Origin of the sequence: Streptacidiphilus sp. MAP5-3 (genome assembly GCF_041262505.1) — a bacterium.
In the GTDB taxonomy this organism is placed as follows: domain Bacteria; phylum Actinomycetota; class Actinomycetes; order Streptomycetales; family Streptomycetaceae; genus Streptacidiphilus.
In genome coordinates this window covers 33,801-57,333 of sequence record NZ_JBGCCL010000024.1, presented here as the reverse complement: position 1 = coordinate 57,333, position 23,533 = coordinate 33,801, and the positions used below count along the sequence as shown (strand labels likewise).

21 protein-coding genes and 1 tRNA gene are annotated in these 23,533 nt (G+C 71.2%); 10 read left to right on the top strand and 12 right to left on the bottom strand.

Features of this window, described 5'->3' with window-relative positions:
• Window positions 1-75 precede the first annotated feature (75 nt).
• Together ABH928_RS27835 and ABH928_RS27830 are read right to left on the bottom strand one after the other, a co-directional pair.
• Complete coding sequence (locus ABH928_RS27835) at window positions 76-480, bottom strand: VOC family protein (RefSeq protein ID WP_370071352.1); 405 nt, start codon at window positions 478-480, stop codon at window positions 76-78.
• Window positions 481-544: 64 nt separating this feature from the next.
• A complete protein-coding gene (locus ABH928_RS27830; RefSeq protein ID WP_370071350.1) occupies window positions 545-1,435 on the bottom strand; it encodes a helix-turn-helix domain-containing protein in 891 nt (296 codons plus the stop codon).
• Window positions 1,436-1,539: 104 nt separating this feature from the next.
• Here ABH928_RS27830 and ABH928_RS27825 point away from each other — a divergent pair, with 104 nt between their 5' ends.
• The gene (locus ABH928_RS27825; RefSeq protein WP_370071348.1) at window positions 1,540-2,712 is read left to right on the top strand and encodes an alpha-hydroxy-acid oxidizing protein; all 1,173 of its coding nucleotides are present in this window, start codon (window positions 1,540-1,542) and stop codon (window positions 2,710-2,712) included.
• Between the two features lie 69 nt (window positions 2,713-2,781).
• On the opposite strand, the gene ABH928_RS27820 is transcribed toward ABH928_RS27825, so the two are convergent.
• The 4 genes from ABH928_RS27820 to ABH928_RS27805 all read right to left on the bottom strand — a co-directional run bounded on the left by ABH928_RS27820 (window position 2,782) and on the right by ABH928_RS27805 (window position 7,287).
• Window positions 2,782-3,678: a DUF1254 domain-containing protein gene (locus ABH928_RS27820; RefSeq protein ID WP_370071346.1), complete on the bottom strand. Its 897-nt coding sequence runs from the start codon at window positions 3,676-3,678 to the stop codon at window positions 2,782-2,784.
• Between the two features lie 160 nt (window positions 3,679-3,838).
• A complete protein-coding gene (gene fahA, locus ABH928_RS27815) occupies window positions 3,839-5,074 on the bottom strand; it encodes a fumarylacetoacetase (RefSeq protein WP_370071344.1) in 1,236 nt (411 codons plus the stop codon).
• 96 nt (window positions 5,075-5,170) lie between these two features.
• Window positions 5,171-6,031, bottom strand: coding sequence for a hypothetical protein (locus ABH928_RS27810; RefSeq protein WP_370071342.1), 861 nt, complete (start codon window positions 6,029-6,031; stop codon window positions 5,171-5,173).
• Window positions 6,028-7,287 (bottom strand): homogentisate 1,2-dioxygenase, encoded by a 1,260-nt coding sequence (locus ABH928_RS27805; protein WP_370071340.1) that lies wholly within the window; start codon window positions 7,285-7,287, stop codon window positions 6,028-6,030. The genes ABH928_RS27810 and ABH928_RS27805 overlap by 4 nt, the downstream gene beginning before the upstream one ends.
• A 173-nt stretch (window positions 7,288-7,460) precedes the next feature.
• Here ABH928_RS27805 and ABH928_RS27800 point away from each other — a divergent pair, with 173 nt between their 5' ends.
• On the top strand, window positions 7,461-7,997 hold the full coding sequence (locus ABH928_RS27800; protein WP_370071338.1) for an Lrp/AsnC family transcriptional regulator: 537 nt from the start codon (window positions 7,461-7,463) through the stop codon (window positions 7,995-7,997).
• A gap of 74 nt (window positions 7,998-8,071) precedes the next feature.
• Here the strand turns inward: ABH928_RS27800 and ABH928_RS27795 are convergent, their stop codons facing one another.
• Window positions 8,072-10,138 carry a hypothetical protein gene (locus tag ABH928_RS27795; protein WP_370071336.1) on the bottom strand — a complete coding sequence of 689 codons (2,067 nt, stop codon included), beginning with the start codon at window positions 10,136-10,138 and terminating at the stop codon, window positions 8,072-8,074.
• A gap of 266 nt (window positions 10,139-10,404) precedes the next feature.
• Here ABH928_RS27795 and ABH928_RS27790 point away from each other — a divergent pair, with 266 nt between their 5' ends.
• The gene (locus tag ABH928_RS27790) at window positions 10,405-11,337 is read left to right on the top strand and encodes a TIGR03619 family F420-dependent LLM class oxidoreductase (RefSeq protein WP_370071334.1); all 933 of its coding nucleotides are present in this window, start codon (window positions 10,405-10,407) and stop codon (window positions 11,335-11,337) included.
• A gap of 19 nt (window positions 11,338-11,356) precedes the next feature.
• On the opposite strand, the gene ABH928_RS27785 is transcribed toward ABH928_RS27790, so the two are convergent.
• A complete protein-coding gene (locus ABH928_RS27785; RefSeq protein WP_370071332.1) occupies window positions 11,357-11,635 on the bottom strand; it encodes a hypothetical protein in 279 nt (92 codons plus the stop codon).
• A gap of 67 nt (window positions 11,636-11,702) precedes the next feature.
• Here ABH928_RS27785 and ABH928_RS27780 point away from each other — a divergent pair, with 67 nt between their 5' ends.
• Genes ABH928_RS27780 through ABH928_RS27770 form a run of 3 tightly spaced genes read left to right on the top strand, consistent with a single transcriptional unit; the run spans window position 11,703 to window position 12,883 of the window.
• Window positions 11,703-12,188 (top strand): GNAT family N-acetyltransferase, encoded by a 486-nt coding sequence (locus tag ABH928_RS27780; protein WP_370071330.1) that lies wholly within the window; start codon window positions 11,703-11,705, stop codon window positions 12,186-12,188.
• Window positions 12,189-12,198: 10 nt separating this feature from the next.
• A complete protein-coding gene (locus tag ABH928_RS27775; protein ID WP_370071328.1) occupies window positions 12,199-12,666 on the top strand; it encodes a hypothetical protein in 468 nt (155 codons plus the stop codon).
• 46 nt (window positions 12,667-12,712) lie between these two features.
• Window positions 12,713-12,883: a hypothetical protein gene (locus tag ABH928_RS27770; protein WP_370071326.1), complete on the top strand. Its 171-nt coding sequence runs from the start codon at window positions 12,713-12,715 to the stop codon at window positions 12,881-12,883.
• Window positions 12,884-12,967: 84 nt separating this feature from the next.
• Here the strand turns inward: ABH928_RS27770 and dhaL are convergent, their stop codons facing one another.
• Window positions 12,968-13,639, bottom strand: a complete 672-nt coding sequence (gene dhaL / locus ABH928_RS27765) for a dihydroxyacetone kinase subunit DhaL (RefSeq protein WP_370071324.1) — start codon at window positions 13,637-13,639, stop codon at window positions 12,968-12,970.
• A gap of 38 nt (window positions 13,640-13,677) precedes the next feature.
• Complete coding sequence (gene dhaK, locus ABH928_RS27760; protein ID WP_370071322.1) at window positions 13,678-14,724, bottom strand: dihydroxyacetone kinase subunit DhaK; 1,047 nt, start codon at window positions 14,722-14,724, stop codon at window positions 13,678-13,680.
• A 150-nt stretch (window positions 14,725-14,874) separates the two neighbouring features.
• On the opposite strand from dhaK, the gene ABH928_RS27755 reads away from it, so the two are divergent.
• The 4 genes from ABH928_RS27755 to ABH928_RS27740 all read left to right on the top strand — a co-directional run bounded on the left by ABH928_RS27755 (window position 14,875) and on the right by ABH928_RS27740 (window position 17,985).
• Complete coding sequence (locus ABH928_RS27755) at window positions 14,875-15,318, top strand: PTS-dependent dihydroxyacetone kinase phosphotransferase subunit DhaM (protein WP_370071404.1); 444 nt, start codon at window positions 14,875-14,877, stop codon at window positions 15,316-15,318.
• A gap of 141 nt (window positions 15,319-15,459) precedes the next feature.
• On the top strand, window positions 15,460-16,317 hold the full coding sequence (tesB, locus tag ABH928_RS27750) for an acyl-CoA thioesterase II (protein ID WP_370071320.1): 858 nt from the start codon (window positions 15,460-15,462) through the stop codon (window positions 16,315-16,317).
• A 219-nt stretch (window positions 16,318-16,536) separates the two neighbouring features.
• A complete protein-coding gene (locus tag ABH928_RS27745) occupies window positions 16,537-17,781 on the top strand; it encodes an MFS transporter (protein ID WP_370071403.1) in 1,245 nt (414 codons plus the stop codon).
• Window positions 17,782-17,911: 130 nt separating this feature from the next.
• A tRNA-Pro gene (locus ABH928_RS27740) sits at window positions 17,912-17,985 on the top strand.
• A 422-nt stretch (window positions 17,986-18,407) separates the two neighbouring features.
• Here ABH928_RS27740 and ABH928_RS27735 read toward each other — a convergent pair.
• Both ABH928_RS27735 and ABH928_RS27730 read right to left on the bottom strand, forming a co-directional pair.
• Entirely contained in the window at window positions 18,408-19,502 is a 1,095-nt protein-coding gene (locus tag ABH928_RS27735; RefSeq protein WP_370071318.1) for an integrase core domain-containing protein, read from the bottom strand.
• Between the two features lie 932 nt (window positions 19,503-20,434).
• On the bottom strand, window positions 20,435-23,242 hold the full coding sequence (locus ABH928_RS27730; protein WP_370071316.1) for an MDR family MFS transporter: 2,808 nt from the start codon (window positions 23,240-23,242) through the stop codon (window positions 20,435-20,437).
• Window positions 23,243-23,533 lie beyond the last annotated feature (291 nt).

The window sequence follows — 23,533 nt, the reverse complement described above, 5'->3', positions numbered from 1 at the left end:
GGGCCAAGTGGACGCTTGCTCGCCTGCAGAATCCCCGCGCCCCCGGTGGTGCACCTACCGGGCCGGGAGCACGGTCTACCTCGGCTCGCCCGGGTACGTGCCGAAGGACCAGCGGTTGCCCTCCGGATCGCGGGCGGCGAAGTCGCGGGAGCCGTAGTCGGTGACGTGGAGGTCTGCGGTGATCTCCGCGCCCGCTGCCTTGGCGCGGGCGTGGACCGCGTCCGGATCGGCGGTGACGACGTAGGCGCCGAAGACGCCGGGCTGAAGCGGCCACGCGTCGCCCGTCTGGTCCGGGCGGACCGAGCCGAGCATGACGCCGCCGCCCTCCGGCCAGCTCAGTTGGGCGTGCTGGACGTCGTCGCCCTCGCCGTGGACGACGGTCTCCTCGAAGCCGAACGCGTCGACCAGGAACCGGATCAGCGCGCGGGCGTCGTTCGCGCGCAAGGTCGGCCAGACCTGCGGTGCGGGATCGGTGGGCATGGTGGATGCGCCTCCTTCTGCTCCTGCTGCTCCGGCTTCTCCGGACGGGCTGCTGCTCCCAGCATCAACTCGCCGGGTGGTGGCCGGATTGGATGTTTCGGAACTCCTCCGCGAGCCACGCACTCGGCGAGCACCCCGCCAACGCGGCGAACTCACGGTCCAGATGGGACTGGTCGGCATAGCCGCAGTCCGCGGCCAGACCGGCGAGGTCGGGGCGGTCCGGGCGGGTGGCCAGGAGGCGTCTGGCCAGGTCGAAGCGGACGACACGGGCCGCGGCCTTCGGGCTGAGGCCGAACTCCGCGACGAACCGGCTCTGCAGGTGCCGTGCGCTCCAACCCACCTCCGCGGCAAGCGAGTCGACGCGGATGCGCCCGCCCTTGGCGACCAGCAACCGCCACGCGTGCACCGCCTCCGGGGGCGGCACGGACGAGATCCGGCCGGACGCCACCGCGCCACGCAGCAGGCGACCCACCAACCAGCCGTCCACGACCGCGAACCGCTCCGGCCATCCCGTGGCCGCGCGCAGCCGTTCGTGGACCTCGCGGGCGTCAGCGCCCAGCACGTCGTCGGCGTGGACGTCGATCCCGGCCAGCGCGCCGCCCGGCAGCCCCAGCAGGGACCGCGCGCCCAGCGGACTGAGGGCGATCTGCACGCCTGACTGCCGTCCCGGCACGGCGATCAGTGCGGGCGAGGTGTGCAGGCCGCCGAGCAGGGTGGGGTACTCGCCGGGCGCACCTGCCGGATCCGGGTGGGCGGCGATGCTGAGCGGCTCGTCCAGGGTGAGGATCAGTGTCAGCCACGGCGAGGGCAGGCCGCGGTGGCGGGCCTCCGGGAGGCCGCGCTGGCGGTAGCCGGAGTACCAGCCGACCAGCCCGTGCAGCGCGGGCGCAGGCGCGGCGCGGACGGCCTCGTCCACGCGTACCTCGGTGCCGATGTCCACCACGCCGGTGACCACGTCCCCATTCTCACCTCCTCCCCCCTGGCTCGCGTGCTTGCCAGTGATCACCCGAGGCGGGAGGCTGGCGGGCGACACCCGCTGCCAGGGAGGCGATCGGCTCGATGAGTGCGCAGTTCGGCGACTACCAGAACGAGATCTACTTCAACGGACTCTTCGGCCGCCTGCCCGAGCTGCCGATGGCCCACGCCGAGCTGGCCCGCCGGGCGGAGGCCGCGCTGCCGCCCGGGATCTGGTCCTACGTCGCGGGCGGCGCGGGCGACGAGCGGACGCAGGACGGCAATGTCACGGCGTTCGACGGCTGGGGCCTGGTGCCGCGGATGCTGGTCGGGGCCAAGCAGCGCGACCTCACCGTGGAGCTGTGCGGGCTGTCGCTGCCGACCCCGCTGTTCATGGCCCCGGTCGGGGTGATCGGGCTCTGCGCGCAGGACGGTCACGGCGATCTGGCGACGGCGCGGGCCGCCGCGCGGCTCGGGGTGCCGATGGTCGCCTCGACGCTGTCGGTGGACCCGATGGAGGAGGTCGCCAAGGAGTTCGGCGGGACGCCCGGCCTCTTCCAGCTCTACACCCCGACCGACCGTGAGCTGGCCGCCAGCCTGGTGCAGCGGGCCGAGGCGGCCGGCTTCGCCGGGATCGTGGTCACCCTGGACACCTGGGTCACCGGCTGGCGTCCGCGCGACCTCTCCACCGGCAACTTCCCGCAGCTGCGCGGGCACTGCCTGGCCAACTACTTCAGCGACCCGGTCTTCCGCTCCCGGCTCGACAAGACCCCGGAGGAGGACCCCACCTCGGCGGTGCTGGCCTGGACGCAGATCTTCGGCAACCCGCTGACCTGGGACGACCTCGCCTGGCTGCGCTCGCTGACCCGGCTGCCGCTGATCCTCAAGGGCATCTGCCATCCGGACGACGCCCGTCGCGCCAAGGACGCGGGCGTGGACGCGCTCTACTGCTCCAACCACGGCGGACGCCAGGCCAACGGCGGTCTGCCCGCGCTGGACGCGCTGCCGGGTGTGGTCGAGGCGGCGGATGGCCTGCCGGTCCTCTTCGACTCCGGCGTCCGGTCGGGCGCGGACGCGGTCAAGGCACTGGCGCTGGGCGCGACGGCGGTCGGGATCGGCCGCCCCTACGCCTACGGGCTCGCCCTCGGCGGCACCGACGGCATCGGGCACGTGCTGCGCACGCTGCTCGCCGAGGCGGACCTGATCATGGCCGTCGACGGCTACCCGACCCTGGCCGACCTGCGCGCGGAGGGCGCGCTGCGCCGCGTCGGGAGGTAGGGCGCCAAGGCGCCACAGGGCCATGGGGCCAAGGGGCCAAGGGGCCAAGGGGCCAAGGGGCCACCTGGCTCAGAACCAGGCGTAGCTCGGCAGGGTGTGCAGACCGACGGACGCGCCGACCGCGCGGGCCAGCGGGTTCTCGGCGAGTTCGGCGCGGGTGCCGAAGAGGACGGACTCGGGGCCGCGCGCGGCCTTGGCGGCGGCCAGACGGTGGCGCGCGTCGGCGATCCCGTGCTCGAAGGCCTGTTCCGCACCGGCCGGGAGGTCGCCCGGCTCGAACTCACCGTCCGTGCCGACCCCGAGGGCCGCCAGCCGCTCCCGCAGCACCGCCTCCAACGGCAGCACCGGGCAGAACCCGAGCAGGAAGTCGAGGACAGCGAAGAACTCGACGGTGTCCATCGCCTCCTCGCGCCAGATCGGCCAGGCCGGCTCGGGTGCGGGCTCGGGCGCGCCGCGGCCCAGGTAGTCACTGAGCGGCCGGATCCGGAAGCCGCGCCGGAAGGCGGTGTACACCGCCTCCGCGCCGTCCTCGTCCGCGACGGGCTGGGTGCGGCCGGTCAGGCCGACGAGGGTGGTGTCCGCGCGCAGCACACCGGTCACGCCATCCGGGACCCGGCCCTGCCAGCCGGGGCCGGTGAGCAGGTGGTGTCCGCCCTCGCCACCGGTGCTGCCCGACCCGACGAAGCCGACATAGCTGGTGTCCAGGTCGTGCACGGCCACGACGTAGCCACGCTCGGTGGCCGGGACGGTCAGCACCCACGGCTCGGACCGCAGGTCCAGCCACGCCCACGCGGACGGCGGCCCGTCGGGGCCGCCGGGCGCGGTCTCGTGGTGGAACACGCCGAAGCCCACCCCGCCCTCGACCGCCTGCTGGTAGAGCACGTGGTAGTTCTCCAGCAGGGCGTAGCCCCAGATCCACCCCTCGGCGGCGGTGCGGCGGATCTCCTCGACGGGCGGGAATGCCATGACGCCCTCTTCCTCCCGAGCCGGCCCCGTCCCGAGCCGGTCCTCTCCCGAGCGTGGTGGAGCGAGGCCCCCTGCGCCACCCGTACGCGCCGCAAGGGTGGCTGCACGCGCCCTCCCCACGCCCGGCTCGTGCCCAGCCGTAACCGCAGCCGCAGCAGGCTCAGCCCCGGGCGGGCAGGATGCGGCCGGAGACCTCGCCGAAGCCGATGACCGTGCCGCCCGGGCCCGGGGCGGTCGCGGTGATGGTGACCTCGTCGCCGTCCTCCAGGAAGGAGCGGGTGGTGCCGTCCGGGAGGGTGACGGGGCGTTCGCCGTTCCAGGTGAGCTCGATGAGCGCGCCCTCGGTGCCGCGGTCCGGGCCGCTGACCGTGCCGGAGGCGAACAGGTCGCCGGGACGGACCGACGCGCCGTTCACCGTCATGTGAGTGAGCTGCTGCGCCGCCGTCCAGTACATCGCCGCGAACGGCGGTCGGGAGACCACGGTCCCGTTGAGGCGGACCTCGAGGGAGAGGTCCAGGCCCCAGGGCTCCTTTGCATCGCGGTCGTCCAGGTACGGCAGCGGCTCGACGTCGCGCGCGGGCGGGGCGACGCGGGCGTGCTGCAGGGCCTCCAGCGGCACCACCCAGGGCGAGACCGAGGTGGCGAAGGACTTGCCGAGGAACGGGCCGAGCGGCACGTACTCCCAGCTCTGGATGTCGCGCGCGGACCAGTCGTTGACCAGGCAGACGCCGAAGACGTGGTCTGCGAAGCCGTCCAGCGACACCGAGTCGCCCAGCTCGGACGGCGCGCCGACGACGAAGCCGACCTCGGCCTCGATGTCGAGGCGGCGGCTCGGACCGAAACTCGGGAGCGCGTCCGCCGGCGCCTTGCGCTGACCCTGCGGGCGGACGACCGGTGTGCCGGAGACCACGACGGTGCCGGAGCGGCCGTGGTAACCGATCGGCAGGTGCTTCCAGTTGGGCGTCAGCGGCTCGCTGCCGGGACGGAACAGGCGGCCCAGGTTGGCGGCGTGGTGCTCGGAGGCGTAGAAGTCGACGTAGTCGCCGACCTGGAACGGCAAATACAGCGTCATGTTCTGACGTGGCGTCAGTTCAGGCTCGACGGCGGCCTGGAAGGCCGGGTCCGTCAACCACTCGGTCAGCAGCGCGCGCACCCGCGTCCAGACCGGGCGTCCGGCGCCCAGCAGCGGGTTGAGCGTGGGCGCGTCGAGCAGGTCGGTGAGCTCCGGCTCGACGCCGACGGTGTGGGCCACCGCCGCCAGGTTCAGGACCTGCTCGCCGACGGCGACGCCGATCCGCGGGCGCGGGTCGTCCGGGGTGCTGAAGACGCCGTAGGGGAGGTTGTGGATCCCGAACGGCGAGTCGGCGGGCAGGTCCAGCCAGGAGGCGGTGGTCACGCGGTGCTCCACGGGGTGGTCGACAGGTCGACGGGTCGACAGAGAACGGTAGCGGTACGGGCGGGAGGTGATGAATCGTCAACCATCAGGCAGACGTCAGTCGGCGGGCAGCAACCCGAGGGCGGAGAGGTCCTCCAGCGGCTCCAGCACGCTGCACGTCCCGTAGGCGGTGAACGCACCACGCGCGGCCACGGACTGTGCGGGCGTCAGATCCGCCGCCACGGAGGCGAGTCCGTCCGCGCCGTGGTCGCCGAGCACCTGCGACACCGCCTCGACGTCCGCGCCCTGCACCGCGAAGTGCGCGGCCAGCAGGATGTTGAGGAAGCCGTGGTGGGTGAAGCCGGTCGCCGGGTCGGTGTTCCGTACGGCATGGTGCAGCCCGGCCGTGCACTTGAACGCGACCTCGCGCATCGCGCAGCCGGTGACGAACGCCGCCAGCTCCTCGACACTCGGGAAGGCGGCCGGATCCAGGCCTCCGGTGCGGTACTTGGCCCGGTACGGCGACGCGGCGACGACGTCCAGGGTCAGTTCGAGACCCGGGCCACGTCGGAGTTCCACCGCGCCCGTGACGTGCTGGCCGGGCAACTCCCGGTCCAGCGCGGCACAGCCGCGTGCGGCGGACTCGGCCGGGGAGCCTTCGGGGTCGGGGCCGAGCTCCACGCCGACCGGGCGCAGCGCGGGCCACTTCTCCAACTGCGCCATGGCGGCGGGCAACGCGGCCGGTCCGGCGCGGACCACCAGCACGACGTCCAGGGGCTCCTCCCCCGCCGCCGCGCCGACGTCGGCGATGCTGTCCGCGCCGAGCAGGAACGGTCCGATCAGCGGTGCGTACCAGGCCTTGCGGTGGGCCCGGTGCGCCGGGACGGCGTCCTCGACCGGGGCGTTGCCGGGCGGGAAGAGGGCCGCGTCGTCGCAGAGGCCGGTGAACAGCGGCGGCACCGAGTGCGCAGGCCTCACTCCGCCGTCCCCCCGTCGGTGTCGCGGTGCGGCTGGTCCGCCGGGCCGCGTCCGCTCCAACTCCAGGCGTAGCGGCCGTCGTCGGTGGCGCGGGCGCCCTCGGCGAGGTCCAGCGGGCGGAAGGTGTCGACCATGACCGCGAGCTCGTCGAAGAACTCCGCGCCGATGCTGCGCTCGTACGCTCCCGGCTGCGGGCCGTGGGTGTGGCCGCCCGGGTGCAGCGAGACGCTGCCCTGGCCGATCCCGGAGCCCTTGCGGGCCTCGTAGTCGCCGCCGCAGTAGAACATGACCTCGTCGCTGTCCACGTTGGCGTGGTAGTACGGCACCGGGATCGACAGCGGGTGGTAGTCCACCTTGCGCGGCACGAAGTTGCAGATGACGAAGTTGGTGCCCTCGAAGACCTGGTGGGCCGGCGGCGGCTGGTGGATCCGGCCGGTGATCGGCTCGTAGTCGGCGATGTTGAACGCGTACGGGTAGAGGCAGCCGTCCCAGCCGACCACGTCGAAGGGGTGCGTGGGCATCACCATCACGGTGCCGCCGATGCCGCCGCCCACGCGGTGCTTGACGTAGACCTCGACGTCCTCGCCCGAACCGTCCGCGTCCGGGCCGTCCTCGACCACCAGCGGGCCGACCGGGCCGCGCAGGTCACGCTCGCAGAAGGGCGCGTGCTCCAGCAGCTGGCCGTACTTGGAGAGGTAGCGCTTCGCCGGGGTGATGTGGCTGTTGGCCTCGATCGCGTAGAGGCGCAGCGGCGCGTCGCCGGTCGGCAGCCAGCGGTGGGTGGTGGCCCGCGGGATGACGACGTAGTCGCCCTGGCGCACCTCGATGCTGCCGAAGACGCTCTCCATCACGCCCGCGCCGGACTCGACGTAGACGCACTCGTCCCCGATCCCGTTGCGGTAGAGGGGGGACGGCAGCCCGGCGGCGACATAGGCGATCCGGACGTCGGCGTTGGCCAGCACGACCCGCCGGTCACGGACCGGGTCGGCCTGCCGCCACGACGCGCCCGGGAAGAGCTCGTGCAGCTTGAAGTGAAACGGCTTGAGCGGGTGGTTCGGCTCCGGCTTGGCGTCGTCGATCCGCCAGACCCGGCTGTCGACCATGGCCGAAGGGATCGCGCGGTGGTAGAGCAGCGAGGAGTCGGAGGAGAAGCCCTCCTCGCCCATCAGCTCCTCGTAGTGGAGCGAACCGTCGGCTGCTCGGTGCTGCGTGTGCCGCTTCGGGGGGATCGCCCCCACGCTGCGGTAGTAGGCCACCTTCGTCGCCTCCCGGGCTGCTGTGCCTTCGGCCCCCGGACAGACCCCGTCCGGCGCCCTGACAGGACCAGTATTGACGATCAGCAGTACAGGGCCTAGCTTCGCTCGCTGACAACGTCCGGCGGTCGAGGTAGGCAATCTGCCAAGCTTGATCCGGAAAGGAAGGCCGCCAGATGGAAGCTCAGCGCAGAAAACCCGACCAGCTGGACGTGCTGCTGATCCGCGCGCTCAAGGACCATCCGCGTGCCGGGTTCCTGGAGCTCTCCCGGCTGACCGGCGTGTCGCGGGCGACGGTCCAGGCCAGGATCCAGCGGCTGGAGGCCGACGGAGTGATCACCGGCCACGGACCGGACGTCGACCTGGCCGCCGCCGGGTTCCCGGTGATGGCCTTCGTCAACCTGGAGATCTCCCAGGGCAGCCTGGCCGAGCTGGCGAACGAGCTGTCCCAGGTTCCCGGCGTGCTGGACGCCTACGGCACCACCGGCTCCAGCGACGTACAGTGCCGGGTCGCCGCGACCTCGCACGACGGGCTGCAGCAGACCCTCATCGAGATCAGCCGGATCCCCTGCGTGTCCCGGTCCACCAGCGTCATCGCGCTGTCCCAGGTGGTCGCGCCGCGCTACCTGCCGCTGCTGGAGGCGGAGGAACGACCGCGCCCGAGCCGCGTCCCGACCGCAGGGCGGTCGAAGGACGGCGACTCGGGCGCGTAGCGCACGGGCGGAGCGCACGGGCGGAGGGAGTGTCACCGGCGGAGGGAGTGTTCCGCCGGTGACGTTCAGAGGTGTCAGCCGTTCCCGTTCGGGCGCAGGGTGACGCTGAGGATGGTGCGGTACTCGGCGGGCTGCGCGGCGCCGACCGTGTAGAGCGCGGCCGCGTTGGTGCCGTAGGTGTCGCCGACGCTCGGCAGCGGCTTCGGCGTCGAGTAGCCGGCGAAGAGCATGGTCAGCGTGCCGTCGGCGTTCGGCACCACGGTCGGGTCGTAGACGCGGCCGGAGTAGTAGCCGGAGACGCCCAGCGGGCCGCCCTTGGCGTTCAGCTGCTGCAGCGCCGAGAAGGTGTAGTCGGTGCCGATCAGCTTCTGCGGCGCGGACCAGTTCATCCCGTCCTTGGAGGACGAGTAGAAGATCTGGTTGAACGCGTCGCTGTCACCGTCCGCCGCGTACGCGCCGGAGAGGAAGAGGCCGTAGCTGCCGTCCCGGTTGGTGATGACGGTGCCGCGCGAACCGACCCAGCGCAGCACGCTGGCGCTGTTGGAGGTCGGGTCGTTCAGGCCGCTGACCTGGCCCAGGTCGGTGAAGTGCAGGCCGTCCGTGGTGTAGGCGGCGCGGGTGACGGTGTAGTCCTCGTTGTTGCCGAAGAGCGTCTTGGGCTTGTTCTTGCCCTCACCGGTCTTGGACAGCGTCGCGTAGGGCGCGACGGCCGCGCCGGGCGCGCCGACGTCGCTGCCCTTGGCGACGGAACCGGTGCCGCCGCTGCAGCCGGTCAGGTCGGTGGCGTCCTCACCGGTGCAGGTCACCTGGACGATCCCGGCCGCCGTGCCGAGGCTGACGGTGATCGAGCCGCCCGTCAGCGGCAGCTGCGCCGTGCTGCCGACCGGCACGGTGGCGGCGGGCAGGGTGACCGCGGCCGTGGTGGTGGTCGGCGTGTAGTAGTTGACGATCTTCTCGGTGTAGAGGACGCCGACGCTGCCACGCGGCGCGCCCTTCAGGTGCGAGACGGTGCTGATGATGCCGTCGGGCGCGATCAGGCCGCCGGTCTGCTGAGCGTCGGCCGGGATGACCGCGTCGGCCGTGACCTTGTCGCCCGCGGTGATCTGCACGCCGTTGCCGTCGCGGGTGGTGCAGCCGGTGAAGGCGGTCGCGGTGGCGTTGTTGTCGTTGCAGTCGACGATGTGGCCGTCGACGTTGAAGTGGCCGGCCTGCTCGAAGTTCGAGGTGTCGCCGACGTTGACGGTCACGCCGTCGCCGCCCGGACCGGCCGGGACGGAGACCGCGGCGGTCGCGGTGGTCGCGCCGCCCATGCCGACCGGCTCGGCGGAGGGCAGCCCGGCCAGCGGGTCGTCACCCTTCGGGTGAAGCTGATGCACGATCAGGTTGACGCCGAGGTTGTCACCGCTCGGGCGGCTGAGCGTGTAGAGGTACTCCTTGCCGTGGACCGTCAGCGTGAACGCGTGGCCCTGGCCGTCGTCGTCGGTGTTGCCGTCGGCGCACAGGCCCTGGTTCTGCTCCAGCGCCTCGCCGGTGTAGGTCCAGGTCTTCCCGTGGTCGTGGGAGACGGCGGAGACCACGGCCTCGTCGGTGTCCTTGGGCCGGTAGTCGAACAGGCCGGTCAGCGTGCGACCGCCGTTACTGCTGGTGACGAAGGGGAAGTAGTACGGCTGCATCGGCAGCGTGGTGCCCTTGGGCTGACGCACGACCGTGCCGGTCTCCGGCGTCGCACCGCCGCTGCTGCAGTAGCCGGGGAGCGGGCCGGGCGTGCCGGTGACGCCGCTCTGCGCCGGGACGGTGCCGCTGCCTGCGGCCGGGTCGACGGCCAGGTTCGGGTAGGTGACGCCCCCGACGGTGACCGTCCCCGTGCCGCCCGCCGCGTAGACCGGCAGCGACGAGCCGTAGGACTGACCGGCCGTCAGGTCGCCCTGGGCGAGCGTCCACGGACCGCCCTGGACGGTGTCGACGACGGGCGTACCGACGGAGTAGCCCGCCGGACTCCGGTGACGGTGACCGGATTGCGCCGACTGGGCCGAGTGGGCGGGCTGGGCGTCCGCGGCGAACGCCTGGCCGAGCAGCGCGGCGGTCGTGGCGAGCCCGACCACCGCGATGGCAGAGGCCGTCGTGATCCGACGACGAGGCATGGGTGTCCCTTTCAGGGGGCTTGTCAGGGTGCTTGGAGTGGTGCGCGTCTGACGAGACGGCGTGATCCTGGCCCACCGCGCGGGACGCGTGGGAGGGGTCTCAGGGACTGTTCATCGACCGTTCGCACACCGTCCGCCGCACGGTCGCGCGGCTCGAAGCCGGCTGGAGTCGGGCTCGAGTCGGCGGTCGTCGGACGCGGGGAACAAGCGCGGGCCCCCGCACATTGACCTCACCGACGGAAAGTTCGCCGACGGAGAGGACCGCCATGACACTGCGCCTCGGACTGAGCCTGCCTCAGTTCAAGCAGTACACGCCCGGAAAGGACGTCGCGGAGGTGGCACGCGCCGCCGAGCGGATCGGCTACGACAGCGTCTGGGTGTTCGAGCGGCTGCTGGTGCCCGAGGAGCCCACCCAGGGTCTCTTCGGCGTCCCCGGCCTGCCGTGGCCCGACACCTACCGCTCGGTCGCCGAACCGCTGATGACGATGGCGACGGCCGCCGCAGTCACCGAACGGGTCAGGATCGGCAGCAGCGTGCTGGTCGCCTCGCTGCACATACCGTTCCAACTGGCCAAGCAGCTCGCCACGCTCGACGCCGCCAGTGGCGGCCGGGTGCTGGCGGGCTTCGGCACGGGATGGTCCCACGACGAGTACGCGGCGGCCTCGGTCGTGCCCTTTGCCGAACGCGGCACGCAGCTCGACGAGTTGCTCGACGTCCTGGCGGCGGTGTGGGGCGCGGATCCGGTGAGCTACGACGGCCGGTGGACGAAGGTCGCCCCCGCCGTGGTGGGGCCGAAGCCGGTCCGTCCGATCCCGGTGCTGCTCGCGGGCGCGAGCCGTCCCGCGCTGGCCCGCGCTGCCCGCCGCGCGGACGGCTGGCTGCCGGTCGGGGTGCCGTTCGACAAACTGCCCGGCGTCTGGGCCCGGCTCCGTGAGGAGGCCGAAGCGCACGGGCGTGACGCCTCCGGCATGGAGCTCATCGGCCGGGCCAACATCCGGATCACCCCGGACGCCCTGCCCGAGGAGGGCCGTCAGCAGTTCACCGGCAGCCGCGCCCAGATCCTCGCCGACGTGGCGGCGGCGTCGGCGGCAGGCGTGCACGAACTCCTGCTGGACCTCCAGGGCAGCGGCAAGGACGCCCACCACCTGATCGACCTGGCGGCGGAGTTCCACGAGGCCGTCCGCGCGGCCGGGGTGTGACCGTCAGGTGGCGCGGCGGTCAGCGGCTTTCGACGCGGCCGTCGCGTCGCCGCAGCTCGGCGGCGATGTCGTCGACCGCCGCCTTCGCGTCGCGGAGGTTCGCCCCCGTCCGCTCGCGGTAGAACTTGATCGCCTGGATCTTCTTGCCCGCGCGCACGGCGTCCTCGACGTCGACGAGGGCCGGGTCGCCGCCGAACCCGGCACGGTTCCCCGAGGCGTCGAAGCCGAAGTGGGCAAGGAGCACGTCCAGCTTCTGCTCGATCGCCTCAAGCCGCTGTTCGACCGAAGGCCGATCCATCTTTTCAAGATCCATACCCGCACAATATTGCGAGCGGACCGTCCCTGTCCCACCTACGCTGCAACGCATGCTGGTCGCTCGGCCCGACGGCCTCGTGCTGGACACCGACCCGGCCCGCATCGACCGCGACCGGGTGCACGGTTGGCTGGCGTCCGACGCCTACTGGGCGATGCGTCGCAGCCACGAAACGGTGATGCGATCGATCGATCACTCGCTCGTCTTCGGCGTCTACCGCGACGACGAACAGGTGGCCTTCGCGCGGGTGGTCACCGACTACGCGGTCTTCGCCTGGCTCGCCGACGTCTACGTCGCCCGCGAGCTGCGCGGACGCGGCATCGGCACCTGGATCGCCGAGGCGGTCGTCGCCGAGCTCGCGTCGTACCGGCTCAAGCGGCTGATGCTGGCCACCGTGGACGCGCACGACGTCTACGCCCGCGCGGGCTTCGCCCCGGTCCGCGATCCGCAACACCTGATGGCCCTGTCCTGGACACCTGAGGCGCTGTCCGGGACGAGGCCGGACCCGGCAGGCGGGGCTGTTACGGGGTCTGCCTAGACTCAACGCCGTGACGAAGCTCTTCCTGATCATCCACATCATCGCCGCGATCATCGCGATCGGTCCGGTCGCGATCGCCGCGAGCATGTTCCCGCCGGTCGCACGCAAGGTGCTCGCCGCCCCCGACGAGGTCGAGCAGACCGCGACGCTGGGCGTGCTCAACCGGATCTGCAAGGTCTACGCCCTGGTGGCCCTGGCCGTGCCGATGTTCGGCTTCGCGGCAGCGGGCGTGATGAAGGTCACCGGCCAGACCTGGGTGATCGTTTCGATCGTCCTCACCGCGATCGCCGCCGTCGTCCTCGCCGCCCTGGTGCTGCCGCGCCAGACGGAACTGCTGACCGGCAAGGGCGCCGGCGACCGCGCGGTCACCGTCAAGGACACCAAGCAGCTGGCGATGTTCACCGGCGTCTTCAACCTGCTCTGGGTCGCCGTCACCATCATCATGATCGTCCGCCCCGGCTCGACGCTGGGCCACTGACGCGATGAGACGGAATCAATGCGCGCGGGAAGCCGTTGACCTCCATATGAACGACGACGCGGCCGCACCCACCGACTCCCCTCTGGTGCCCTTGGTACCGCTGCTCCAGCTTCCCGGCCTGCCGACGTCGACGGGTGAGGACGTCCCGGTCTGCGGCCCGGACGGCTGCGCGGTGCCACAGCGGGAGCAGTGGGACCAGTCGTCGGAGCAGGACTGAGCGCATGACACGACGGAGGGCCCGTCGGGTGGCACGACCACCCGACGGGCCCTTTCGTTTTCGTTTCGTTCGATCACCGTTCGATCACTGGAAGACATCCGCCAGCGCGGTGAAGATCAGCGCCGTGGAGGTCGCGCCCGGGTCCTGGTGACCGATGCTGCGTTCGCCCAGGTAGGAGGCTCGGCCCTTGCGGGCCTGCAGCGGCACCGTCGCCTTCGCGCCGTCCTCCGCCGCGTGGGCTGCCGCGCGCGCCGCGTCCGCGAAGCCGAGGCGCTTGCCGGCCGCGTCGTCGAACGCCGTGACGGCCGGGCCGAGGGCGTCGACCATCGTCTTGTCCCCGGCCGCCGCCGCGCCCAGCGCCCGGACCGCGTCGAGCCCGGACCGCAGCGCCAGCGCGAACTGGTCCGCGTCGGCCTCCGGCGTGGCCAACTGCTTGCCGATTGCGCGGAACGCGGACCCGTAGAGCGGGCCGGACGCGCCGCCCACACTCGAGATCAGCGTCATGCCGACCTTCACCAGCAACTGCCCCACCGTCCCCGGCGCGAAGTCGCCACCCAGCGCGGCCCGCACGGCCGTGAATCCACGGTGCAGGTTGGTCCCGTGGTCCGCATCGCCGATGGCGGCGTCGAGTTCGGTCAGCTCGCCCTTGCGTTCACCGACGGCGGTCGCCACCGCCTCGATCCAGGCCCGGCACCGCACCAGGTCCAGTGTGTCGGGCTGCTGCGCCGGGCTGCCGTCGGCAGGGCGATCGTCCATGTTCAAACCGGCGTCCCTTTCCATATTCTGACGATATGTCATACGCCCCAGCGCAACGCGGGAGTGTTCACGGGCGCGTCCCACAGGTCGAGCAGTTCGTCATCCGCGCGGCACAGCGTCACCATCGCCCCCGCCATGTCCAGGCTGGTCACGTAGTCGCCGACCAGGCTGCGCGCGATGGTGATCCCCCGGACGTCCAACTGCCGTGCCACCTCGTTGAAGAGGATGTAGAGCTCCGAAAGCGGGGTTCCGCCGAGCCCGCTGACCATCGCGATCACCTCGCGCGGATCCGGGTCGCCACTCTCGTTGTCGCCACTCTCGTCGAAGACCGGCTCGGCCAGAATCGCGTCGAGGGCCAATGCCGCCACCTCCCGTGCCGAGGCCAGCTTCTGACGGCTCCGCCCCGGTTCGCCGTGGATTCCGACGCCGATCTCCATCTCGTCGTCCGGGAGTTGGAATCCGGGCTTGCCGTTGGCGGGAGTTGTGCACGCGGTCAGCGCCACCGCGAAGGAGCGGGAGCGGGCATTGACCCGCCGCGCGATGTCCGCCACCGAGCCGATCCCAGCCCCGCGTTCGGCCAGGGCACCGGCGATCTTCTCGACGAAGACCGTCGCCCCCGTGCCGCGCCGCCCGGCCGTCCAGGTCGAGTCGCGCACCGCCACGTCGTCGTCGACCAGGACCGTCTCGACCCGGATCCCGGCGTCCTCGGACGCCAGCTCGGCCGCCATCTGGAAGTTGAGCACGTCGCCGGTGTAGTTCTTCACGACGAACACCACGCCCGCACCGCTGTCCACCGCCTGCGCGGCGGCCAGCATCTGACCGGGCACCGGGGAGGTGAACACCTCGCCGGGGCAGGCCGCGTCCAGCATCCCCAGGCCCACGAAGCCGCTGTGCAGCGGCTCGTGCCCGGATCCGCCGCCGGACACCAGCGCCACCTTTCCTGGCCTGGTCCGGCTGGCCCGCGTGACGAACGGCCCGCCGCCGCCCGCACTGCCAGTCTCGACGCGCAGCGACGGATGCGCCGCCGCCAGGCCCGCGAGCGTGTCCGCCAGGACGGACTCGGGGGTGTTGAGGAACTTCTTCACCAGATCCTCCTCGGGCGCTGCTTCTGTGCTTCTGTACGTCTGTACCTCTGACTTCTGTACTTCTGTGTCGCAATGCTCCGACTTCGGCGAGGCCGAAACTAGCATCGCTACATGACTGAGAGCAGCAACGCGCCCACCGATCGTGCTGATATGTCGAACGCACGTCCTGCACGTGAAAGCTCATCTGACCTGGTGGGCCTGGTGGGTCTGGTGCTGGTCTCCCACAGCGCGCGACTCGCGGACGGTCTGCGCGAGCTGCTCGATCCGCTCGGCGGCGGCCTGGTCCGCGTGGTCCCCGCAGGCGGGATGGACGACGGCAGTCCCGAGGGCGCGCTGGGCACCGGCTACGAACGGATCGAGGCGGCCGTGGCCACAGCGGACGGCGGAGCCGGCGTGCTGCTGCTCCCGGACCTGGGCAGCGCCGTACTGACCGCGCGCCTGGTCCTGGCCGAGCTGGGCCGCGACGACGTGGTACTGGTCGACGCACCTTTCGTCGAGGGCGGCGTCGCGGCCGTCGTCGCCGCGTCGACCGGCGCGTCGCTCGCGGATGTCGCCGCGGCAGCCCGCGAGGCTCGGACGATCCCGAAGTTCTGACCTCCTGTACGCGTCCGGACAAGTCACCCACCCCGGTGAGCTGTGACAATGGATCCGCAGCAGTGGAGCAGTGCAGCGGTAGAGCGGTAGAGCGGTACAGCTGCTGCGGTGGAGCGGTACAGATGGAGAGCGAGGAACCTCGTGGGCAGTCCTGTCGACCGACTGGTGGACCTTCTCGACCTCGAGCAGATCGAGGTCAACATCTTTCGCGGACGCAGCCCCGAGGAGTCCCTGCAGCGGGTCTTCGGCGGCCAGGTGGCCGGTCAGGCCCTGATCGCCGCTGGGCGCACCGTCGACCCCGAGCGCCCGGTGCACTCGCTGCACGCCTATTTCCTGCGCCCCGGCACGCCGGGCGTCCCGATCGTCTACCAGGTGGACCGCATCCGGGACGGCCGGTCGTTCACCACCCGGCGCGTGCTGGGCGTGCAGCAGGGCAAGACGATCTTCGCGCTGACCGCCGACTTCCACCTGCCGGAGGAGTCGCCGTTCGAGCACCAGGTCACCATGCCGGACGTCCCGTCACCGGAGTCGGTCCCGTCCGCGCTGGAGGAGGTCGGCTCGGTCCTGGGCGAGCTGCCGCCCTTCATCAGCCGCCGTCAGCCATTCGACCTGCGTTACGTGGAGCGGCTGCGCTGGACCGAGGAGGAGGTCAAGGAGCTCGAACCGCGCAGCGCCGTCTGGCTCCGCACCAACGGCTCCCTCCCGGACGACCCGCTGATCCACACCTGCGCGGTCACCTACGCCAGCGACATGACCCTGCTCGACTCGGTCCGCGTCCCGGTCGAACCGCTGTGGGGCAAGCGGAACTTCGACATGGCCTCACTGGACCACGCAATGTGGTTCCACCGGCCGTTCCGGGCCGACGAGTGGCTGCTCTACCAGCAGCAGTCGCCGATCGCGGTCGGCGGCCGGGGCCTCGCACACGGGCAGATCTTCGACCGGAGCGGACAGCTGGTCGTCTCGGTGATGCAGGAGGGCCTCTTCCGCCGCATCGAGTAGGTCGATCGAGTAGGTCGGCTGTCCTCGGTCGCGAGCAGGTCACGAAACCGGGACCGGCTGCCACCGGCGATCGGACGTGGGCGAAGATGCCCCGTGGCCACCGCACAGCAGTCCGATTCCCATCCGCCCGAACCCGAGCCCGTTCGCGAGGCAGGCGTTCCGGCCGCTCCCGGCGTTCCGCCCGAGCCCGGCTCCGAACCGCGGTCCGCGGCGGGCCGCCTGCGGCGGCTCGCGGGCAGCGCGCTCGCCGACATCACGCCGCTGCGCGAGCACCCGCACTACCGGCGGCTCTGGCTGGGCCAGTCCGTGTCCGGCGTCGGCCAGCAGATGACGGCACTCGCCGTCTCCGTCCAGGTCTACGCACTGACCCGGTCGCCCCTGGCCACCGGCCTGATCGGGCTCTGCTCACTGCTCCCGCTGGTGGCCTTCGGGCTCTACGGCGGCGCGATCGCCGACCGGATGGACCGCCGCAAGCTGGGCCTCCTCGGCGCGAGCGGCGCGGCCGTGGTGTCGGTGTTCCTGGCCATCCAGGCCCTGCTCAACCTGCACACGGTCGGACCGCTGTACGCGGCGGTCGCGCTGCAGGCCGTCTGCTTCGCCCTGAACGCACCGGCGCGCTCGTCCATGATCCCGCGCCTGGTCCCGGCCGAGCAGCTCCCGGCGGCCAACGCGCTCGGCTCGGTCAGCATGAACCTGGGCCTGACGGTCGGGCCGATGCTGGGCGGGCTCGGCATCGGACTCTGGGGCTACCAGGCCGCCTACCTGTTCGACGTCGTGGCCTTCTCGGCATCCCTGTACGCGATGTGGCGACTGCCGTCCATGCTCCCGGACCGCGCGGCAGCCTCCGGCAAGCGCGCCTCCGTCCTGGACGGCCTGCGCTTCCTGCGCGAGCGGCCCAACCTGCGGATGACCTTCCTCGCCGACATCGCGGCCATGGTGTTCGGCATGCCGCGCGCCCTCTACCCCGCCCTCGCACTGACCCTCTACGGCGGCGGCGCGGGCACCGTCGGCCTGCTCGCCGCGGCCCCGGCGGTCGGGGCGCTGATCGGCGCACTCTTCTCGGGCTGGGTCAGCCGCGTCCACCGCCACGGCCTGGCCACGGCCTGGGCCGTCGCCGCCTGGGGTCTCACCATCGCCGGGTTCGGGCTGGTCCACCAGCTCTGGCTCGGCCTCCTGCTGCTGGCAGGCGCGGGCGCGGCGGACACCGTCTCGATGATCTTCCGCAACACGATGATGCAGGAGGCCGCCCCGGACGACATGCGCGGCCGCCTCCAGGGCGTCTTCATCGTCGTGGTCGCCGGTGGCCCGCGCCTCGGCGACTTCGAGTCCGGCCTGGTCGCCCAGCTCACCTCCCCCACCATCTCCGCCACCTCCGGCGGCCTCGCCTGCCTGGCCAGCCTCGTACTCCTGCTGGCCCGTTACCCGTCCTTCCTCCGCTACGACTCGCGCACGCCCACGCCGTGATGCCATGACCCCGTGACCTGCACACATCCCCCGGCAAACCTGTGCACAAGCACGGCCCCGGATCCTGTATTGTTCTTCCTGTGCCCGGGAGACCGGGGACGGACCGCAAAGCCGCAAGGCAGCGCAGTCACGGGACGTGGCGCAGCTTGGTAGCGCACTTGACTGGGGGTCAAGGGGTCGCAGGTTCAAATCCTGTCGTCCCGACTCGGACGTTAGTCCAGAGTCGCAGGTCAGAGCCGGTATCTGTTTCATCAGATACCGGCTCTCGGCGTTTTCGGGGCTGTTTCAGCTGGGAGCGGTTTGGGAGCGGAACTGGGAGCACTCGGCTCCCAATCCGCTCCCAGGTCAATCCACGTTGACCGATATCCCCCACAACGGTCGAGATGCCCAGAATTCTTTATCCCCGGCACCGATGAGCTGCAAGGTCCGGCTCCCTTCCGGCGTCTTTGACGCGGCGTCAAATGTTGTCGACCACGCGCGGCCGAGTTGCACTCTTGACGATGCGCATCTGGGGGCAACTTCATGCTCCCAGCGGGTTCCCTGCATCTCAGCCCTCCCGGGCAGCATCGAACGCCCTCGCCGAGCAAGTCGAGGTCTGCACCTGCCGATAACTTCATCCGTGCAGTTCAAGCAGCATGTCGGTACTCATGGATGACGCCACCGAGTCGGTCTCTCCGACGTATGTCCAGGCGGGTGATCTGCCCGGGTTCGAGTGGTTCAGGGACCGGGCGTAGTGGTGCCGCCTGGTTGATGGCTTGGTGGGGCCGGTGGGCGTTGTGATGCTGTTCGAACTCGCGTAGTGCCCGGCGCAGGTGGCTCTCGTTCCAGATCAGTGTCCGGTCCAGGAGTTCGTGGCGGCAGGTCTGCACCCAGCGCTCCATGATGGCGTTCATGCGCGGTATCCGAACGCCGGTGAGCACGACCTGGATGCCGGCATCGGCCAAGATCTGGTCGAAGAGCGCGGGGAACTTCGAGTCCCTGTCCCGGATCAGGTATCTGACGGTGGCTCCGGCGTCCTCCAGGTCCATGACCAGGTTCCGGGCAGCCTGGGCGACCCAGTTCGCGGTCGGGTGCGCAGTCGTGCCGAGGATCCGAACGCGGCGAGTGGCGTGCTCGATGACCGCCAGGATGTACTGGCGCTGGCCAGTCAGGGTGACCGTCTCGATGAAGTCGCAGGCGAGCAGCGCATCGGCCTGAGTGCGCAGGAAGTCGGCCCAGGTGATGGCGCCGCGGTCCGGTGCGGGGTCGATGCCCTCTGCTTTGAGGATCTCCCATACGGTCGAGGCAGCCACCTTGATGCCGAGAGTGGAGAGTTCGCCGTGGACCCTGCGGTAGCCCCAGGACGGATTCTCGCGCACGAGCCGCAGGACCAGGAGCCGGATCGAGCGGACCGTGGGCGGGCGCCCGGACCGCTTCGGCCGGCAGGTTCGCGCGTGGCGCTGCTGCAGGAGATCACGATGCCACCGCAGGATGGTGTCCGGTTGAACCAGCAACCGCATACGGTGCAGGAACTCCCGAGGCAACGGCACCAGCAAAGCAGCGAGGAACGCACGATCCTCCGGACCTAACTGCACCCTGTCCCCACCGAGCTGCCGCTCCAAGACCGCGATCTGATGACGCAGAACAAGGATCTCCGCATCCTTCTCCCGGTCGCTCATCGGCAGCAGCCGCAGCGCGGCGAAGGCATGGGTGACCGCCAAGTAGGCAAAGCGCAGCAACACAGGTGATCATCCTGCCGCAACCGCCGGCAAGGCTCTGAAATGGGCGGATGACATTTTCGGCAGACGCAGTGTTGATGATGCGGTTCTCGGTGGCGCCGTCGCCCATGTGAATCGTGTAGATCGCCTGTTGGGTGGTGGCGCAGGTGTCGGGAACGTGGACGATGACGCGGGTCCACGCGTTGAGCTGAGTGGCGAGCTTCCAGGAGCCGGTAACCGCCATGGTGCCGGTGACCTGTAGAGCCGCGAGGACCTGCGTCTGTGTGCTTGCCAAGGGGCTGAGTACATGGGAGCTGTTGTTTGAGGCGCCCGTGGTGGTGCTACGGGTCTCTGCCTACCAGAGGTGGAAGTCCTCTTTGGCCTCGTAGTAGCCGGAACTGTCGGGGTTGAAGTTGAAGCTCAGGGTGCCGGCGTCACTCCAGGTCTGGCTGCAGCCGTCGACCATGGGTGGCACCTGGCCGCTGACGGAGGCACCTGGCCCGCGACGAGGACCCGGCAGTCCGCCGCAGCATCGCGGACCACCCCCAACTGCCCACCCCCACAGTGATCGCCCTGATCAGCGACCCGGACCCGCAGGTCGCCAAGGCCTCTGCCCGGTCACCCGCCTGCCCACCGAGACAATGGGGCAGCTCCTCGAACTGGCACGCCTATGACACACCCCACCCGGTCGCACTCGGACACGACGCTCCCCACTCGCAACTCCGACACCCGCCCACGGAGATGGGATCAGCAATGGGGCACCTGAGGGCACGACAGCGGGCCCGCGTGCGGCTCGGCAACGCTGGGATCCCGACATCGTCCAAGGACCGCTCCACCGAGCCCTCGATCCTCTACATGTCCAGGCGCTGAGCCGCCCCCGCAGCGGGGGCGCCCGGAAGGGCTACCCCGCCGCTGCTGTGCCCGGGGCAGCGCCGACCGAGGCGGGATGGTGGATGTCAGCGGGAGGGGGCGGGGTCCTCGGGGCGGGCGGTGATGAGCAGGCCGGCGGCGATGGCCGCCAGGAGGGTGAGGGCGGCGGCCCACCAAAGGGTGGTGGTGTAGTCGTGGAGGATCGTGGCGCGGAGTTCGGTGAGTTGGAGGGAGGTGCCCGAGAGGTGGAGGAGGCCGGTGACGAAGAGGGCGGAGCCGGCGCCCGCGCCGAGTTGGAGCGCGGCGCTGACGGTGGATGAGGCCGCGCCCGTGTGGGAGGGGGCGACGCCGGAGGTCGCGGTGGCAAGGAGCGGCATCAGGGCCACGCCCACACCCAGGCCGGTGAGGACCAGGCCGGGCAGGATCTGCGTCGTGTAGTCGGCGGTAAGGGAGACGTCCGTCAGCAGTGCCAGCCCGATGGCCGCGGTGACCAGGCCGGCCGCGATCAGGACGCGGGCCGGAAGGCGGCCCGCGAGGCGGGCGGAGATCAGGGTCGCGCCGAGGAGGAGTGCGAGAGCCATCGGAAGGAAGGCCTCCCCCACCGCCGCAGGGGAGTAGCCGAGGGCGCTCTGTGCGGCCAGGCTCAGCGACGTGAGCAGGGCGAACACGCCGGCGCCGGTCAGGACCATGGCCACAGCGGAGCCTAGCCTGTTGCGGTCCGTGGCGACGCCCGGGGCGACACTCGGGGTGACGCCCGGAGAGAACGCCGGCTCGTTCCGGGACCGCCACCACAGGAAGCCGGCGAACACGGGAGCGCCCACCACCAGCAGGATCACCGTCCCGACTTCGCTCCAGCCGTTGGTCCCGGCCCGGGTGAATCCGAAGGTGACGGCGACCGTCCCGCACGTGCCGAGCAGCACGCCGACCACATCGAAGCGGGCGACGGCACCGCGCGGCGCCTCGTGCAGCAGGGTGAGCGCACCGACCAGGGCGATCACAGCGACGGGGACGTCGGCGTACAACGCCAGGCGCCAGCTCATGAGTTGGGCGAGCCAGCCACCCACGAACATGCCCAGGACCGAGCCGCCGCCGGCGACTGCGGCGTAGAGGCCGAAGGCCGTGCGACGCTCCCGCGGGTCGGTGAAGTTCACGGCCACCAGCGCGAAGGCGGCCACGGTGACCAGCGCGCCCGACGCTCCCTGTAGACCCCGGGCGAGCGTCAGCAGGGCGGCGTTCGGCGCCGATCCGCCGAGCAGGGAGGCCACCGCGAAGACAGCCAGGCCGATGACCATCGTGGCCCTGCGCCCCAGCAGGTCCGCGACCTGGCCGCCCAGCACCACGAGCGCGACGAAGGCGAGCGTGTAGCTGTTGACCAGCGTCGACCGCTCGGCGTTGGAGATGTGCAGGTCCATCTGGATCAACGGGAGCGCGATGTTGAACGTGCCCACTTGGAGGCCCACCAGCAACTGCGCCAGCACGACCGCGATCAGGCCCCACCAACGTCCTCGGTGGGCGGGCATCTGGTCGGCGGGCGTTGAGTCCTGGGGCGCGGGGGCGAACAGGGGCGAGGCGGCCCAGGCACCCTGCCCGGGCCCCGGCGGCTGCCCGAATCCCGGGGGCGGTCCGAATCCCTGCGGCTGCCCGAATCCCGGGGGCGTCGCGCCCGCCGGCCCCGCCCACCCCGCCGGTGCCGTCGGGGTGTAAGCCGGGGACTGCGGCTGCGGCGGCGCCGATGCCGATGCCGATGCCGATGCCGGGGAGGGTGCGACCGGCGTCGGCTGCGCCACGGGCGCCTGCGTGGGTGCCGGCACGTAGTCCAACAACTCGGCCGCATGCCGACCGAGTTGGGCGAGCACCGGACTGGGCAGCCACTCCGTGGCCCGATCGGTCGTCGTCTGCTCGACGACGTGCTGGAGGGTGGGCCGCTCGGCCGGGGCCTTGTGCAGGCACGCGCCGACGAGCTCCGCGAGCGACTCCGGGACGCCCGTCAGGTCCGCCTCCTCCTCCGCGATGCGGAAAAGGTGTGCGTTCAGCCCGCTCTCGCCGGCGCCGAACAGCAGCCGTCCGGTGGCCGCGTAGAGAAGGACCGCGCCGAGGCAGAACACGTCGCTGGCAGGGGTGAGTTCGAGGCCGCGGACCTGCTCGGGTGACATGAACCCCGGGGAGCCGATCAGCATGCCGGTGTGCGTGTGCAGGCTGTCTCCGAGGAGGCTGTCCATGGCGCGAGCGATGCCGAAGTCGATGACCCGCGGGCCGTCGACGGTCACCAGCACGTTGGACGGCTTGAGGTCGCGGTGGATCAGCCCCGCGCCATGGACGGCCTGCAGGGCCAGCGCGAGCCGGTTGCCGAGGATGCGGACCGAGTCCTCGGGCAGCGGCCCGAAGTCCTTGGCGACCACCGTCTGCAGGTCCGGCCCGGGGATGTACTGGGTGGCCACCCAGGGGATGTCGGCCTCGGGGTCCGCATCCAGCACGGCTGCCGTCCAACTGCCGCCCACCAGCCGGGCGGCGGCGACCTCCCGGGCGAAGCGCCGGCGGAACTCCGGGTGCCCGGCGTACTCGGCCTGGACGACCTTCACGGCCACCGTGCGTCCTTGCTCGGACCGCCCCAGATACACCAGGCCCATCCCGCCTGCCCCCAACCGGGCGATCAGGCGGTAGGGGCCGATGAAGCGCGGGTCTTTGCCGGTCAACTGGTCCACCCGAGCAAGATAGTTCAAAGTGCACTGTCTGTTGGGGCAGTTGTCCGAGGCGGAACCGAGCTGCCGCTCAAGGACGGTGATCTGGTGGCGCAGGAACAGGATCTCCGATTCCTTCTCGCAATCGCTCATCGGCAACAGCCGCACCGCCGCGAAGGCACGGGTGACCGCCAGGAAGGCGAAGCGCCGCAACACAGGTGATCATCCTGCCGCAACCCGGCCACCGGGCTCTGAACTGCGTGGATGACATTCGCGGCAGACGCAGGGGCGAGGCCAGAGATATCAGGACTGCTTTGACATTAGATAAGAAATCCTTCAGTATCCTCTTCATGCCACGCACCACCCTTGCCTCCGCCACCACCAACGGTCACTGCCTCGTGCTGATCGGCGTGGCGCTGATGTGCGTGTCGGACACCCACTGTCGCTGACGCCGGTCCTCTCCGGTCGCGTCGAGGCACTGCCTCCGCGGCGGGACGGCTGAACCGG

Excerpts from the sequence above, each read along its gene's own strand:
- dhaL (WP_370071324.1), bottom strand. The coding sequence starts at position 13,639 with ATGGACGATCGCCCTGCCGACGGCAGCCCGGCGCAGCAGCCCGACACA.
- ABH928_RS27790 (WP_370071334.1), top strand. The coding sequence starts at position 10,405 with ATGACACTGCGCCTCGGACTGAGCCTGCCTCAGTTCAAGCAGTACACG.
- ABH928_RS27800 (WP_370071338.1), top strand. The coding sequence starts at position 7,461 with ATGGAAGCTCAGCGCAGAAAACCCGACCAGCTGGACGTGCTGCTGATC.
- ABH928_RS27825 (WP_370071348.1), top strand. The coding sequence starts at position 1,540 with ATGAGTGCGCAGTTCGGCGACTACCAGAACGAGATCTACTTCAACGGA.
- ABH928_RS27785 (WP_370071332.1), bottom strand. The coding sequence starts at position 11,635 with ATGGATCGGCCTTCGGTCGAACAGCGGCTTGAGGCGATCGAGCAGAAG.
- ABH928_RS27835 (WP_370071352.1), bottom strand. The coding sequence starts at position 480 with ATGCCCACCGATCCCGCACCGCAGGTCTGGCCGACCTTGCGCGCGAAC.
- ABH928_RS27795 (WP_370071336.1), bottom strand. The coding sequence starts at position 10,138 with ATGCCTCGTCGTCGGATCACGACGGCCTCTGCCATCGCGGTGGTCGGG.
- ABH928_RS27780 (WP_370071330.1), top strand. The coding sequence starts at position 11,703 with ATGCTGGTCGCTCGGCCCGACGGCCTCGTGCTGGACACCGACCCGGCC.
- ABH928_RS27820 (WP_370071346.1), bottom strand. The coding sequence starts at position 3,678 with ATGGCATTCCCGCCCGTCGAGGAGATCCGCCGCACCGCCGCCGAGGGG.
- ABH928_RS27770 (WP_370071326.1), top strand. The coding sequence starts at position 12,713 with ATGAACGACGACGCGGCCGCACCCACCGACTCCCCTCTGGTGCCCTTG.
- ABH928_RS27755 (WP_370071404.1), top strand. The coding sequence starts at position 14,875 with ATGTCGAACGCACGTCCTGCACGTGAAAGCTCATCTGACCTGGTGGGC.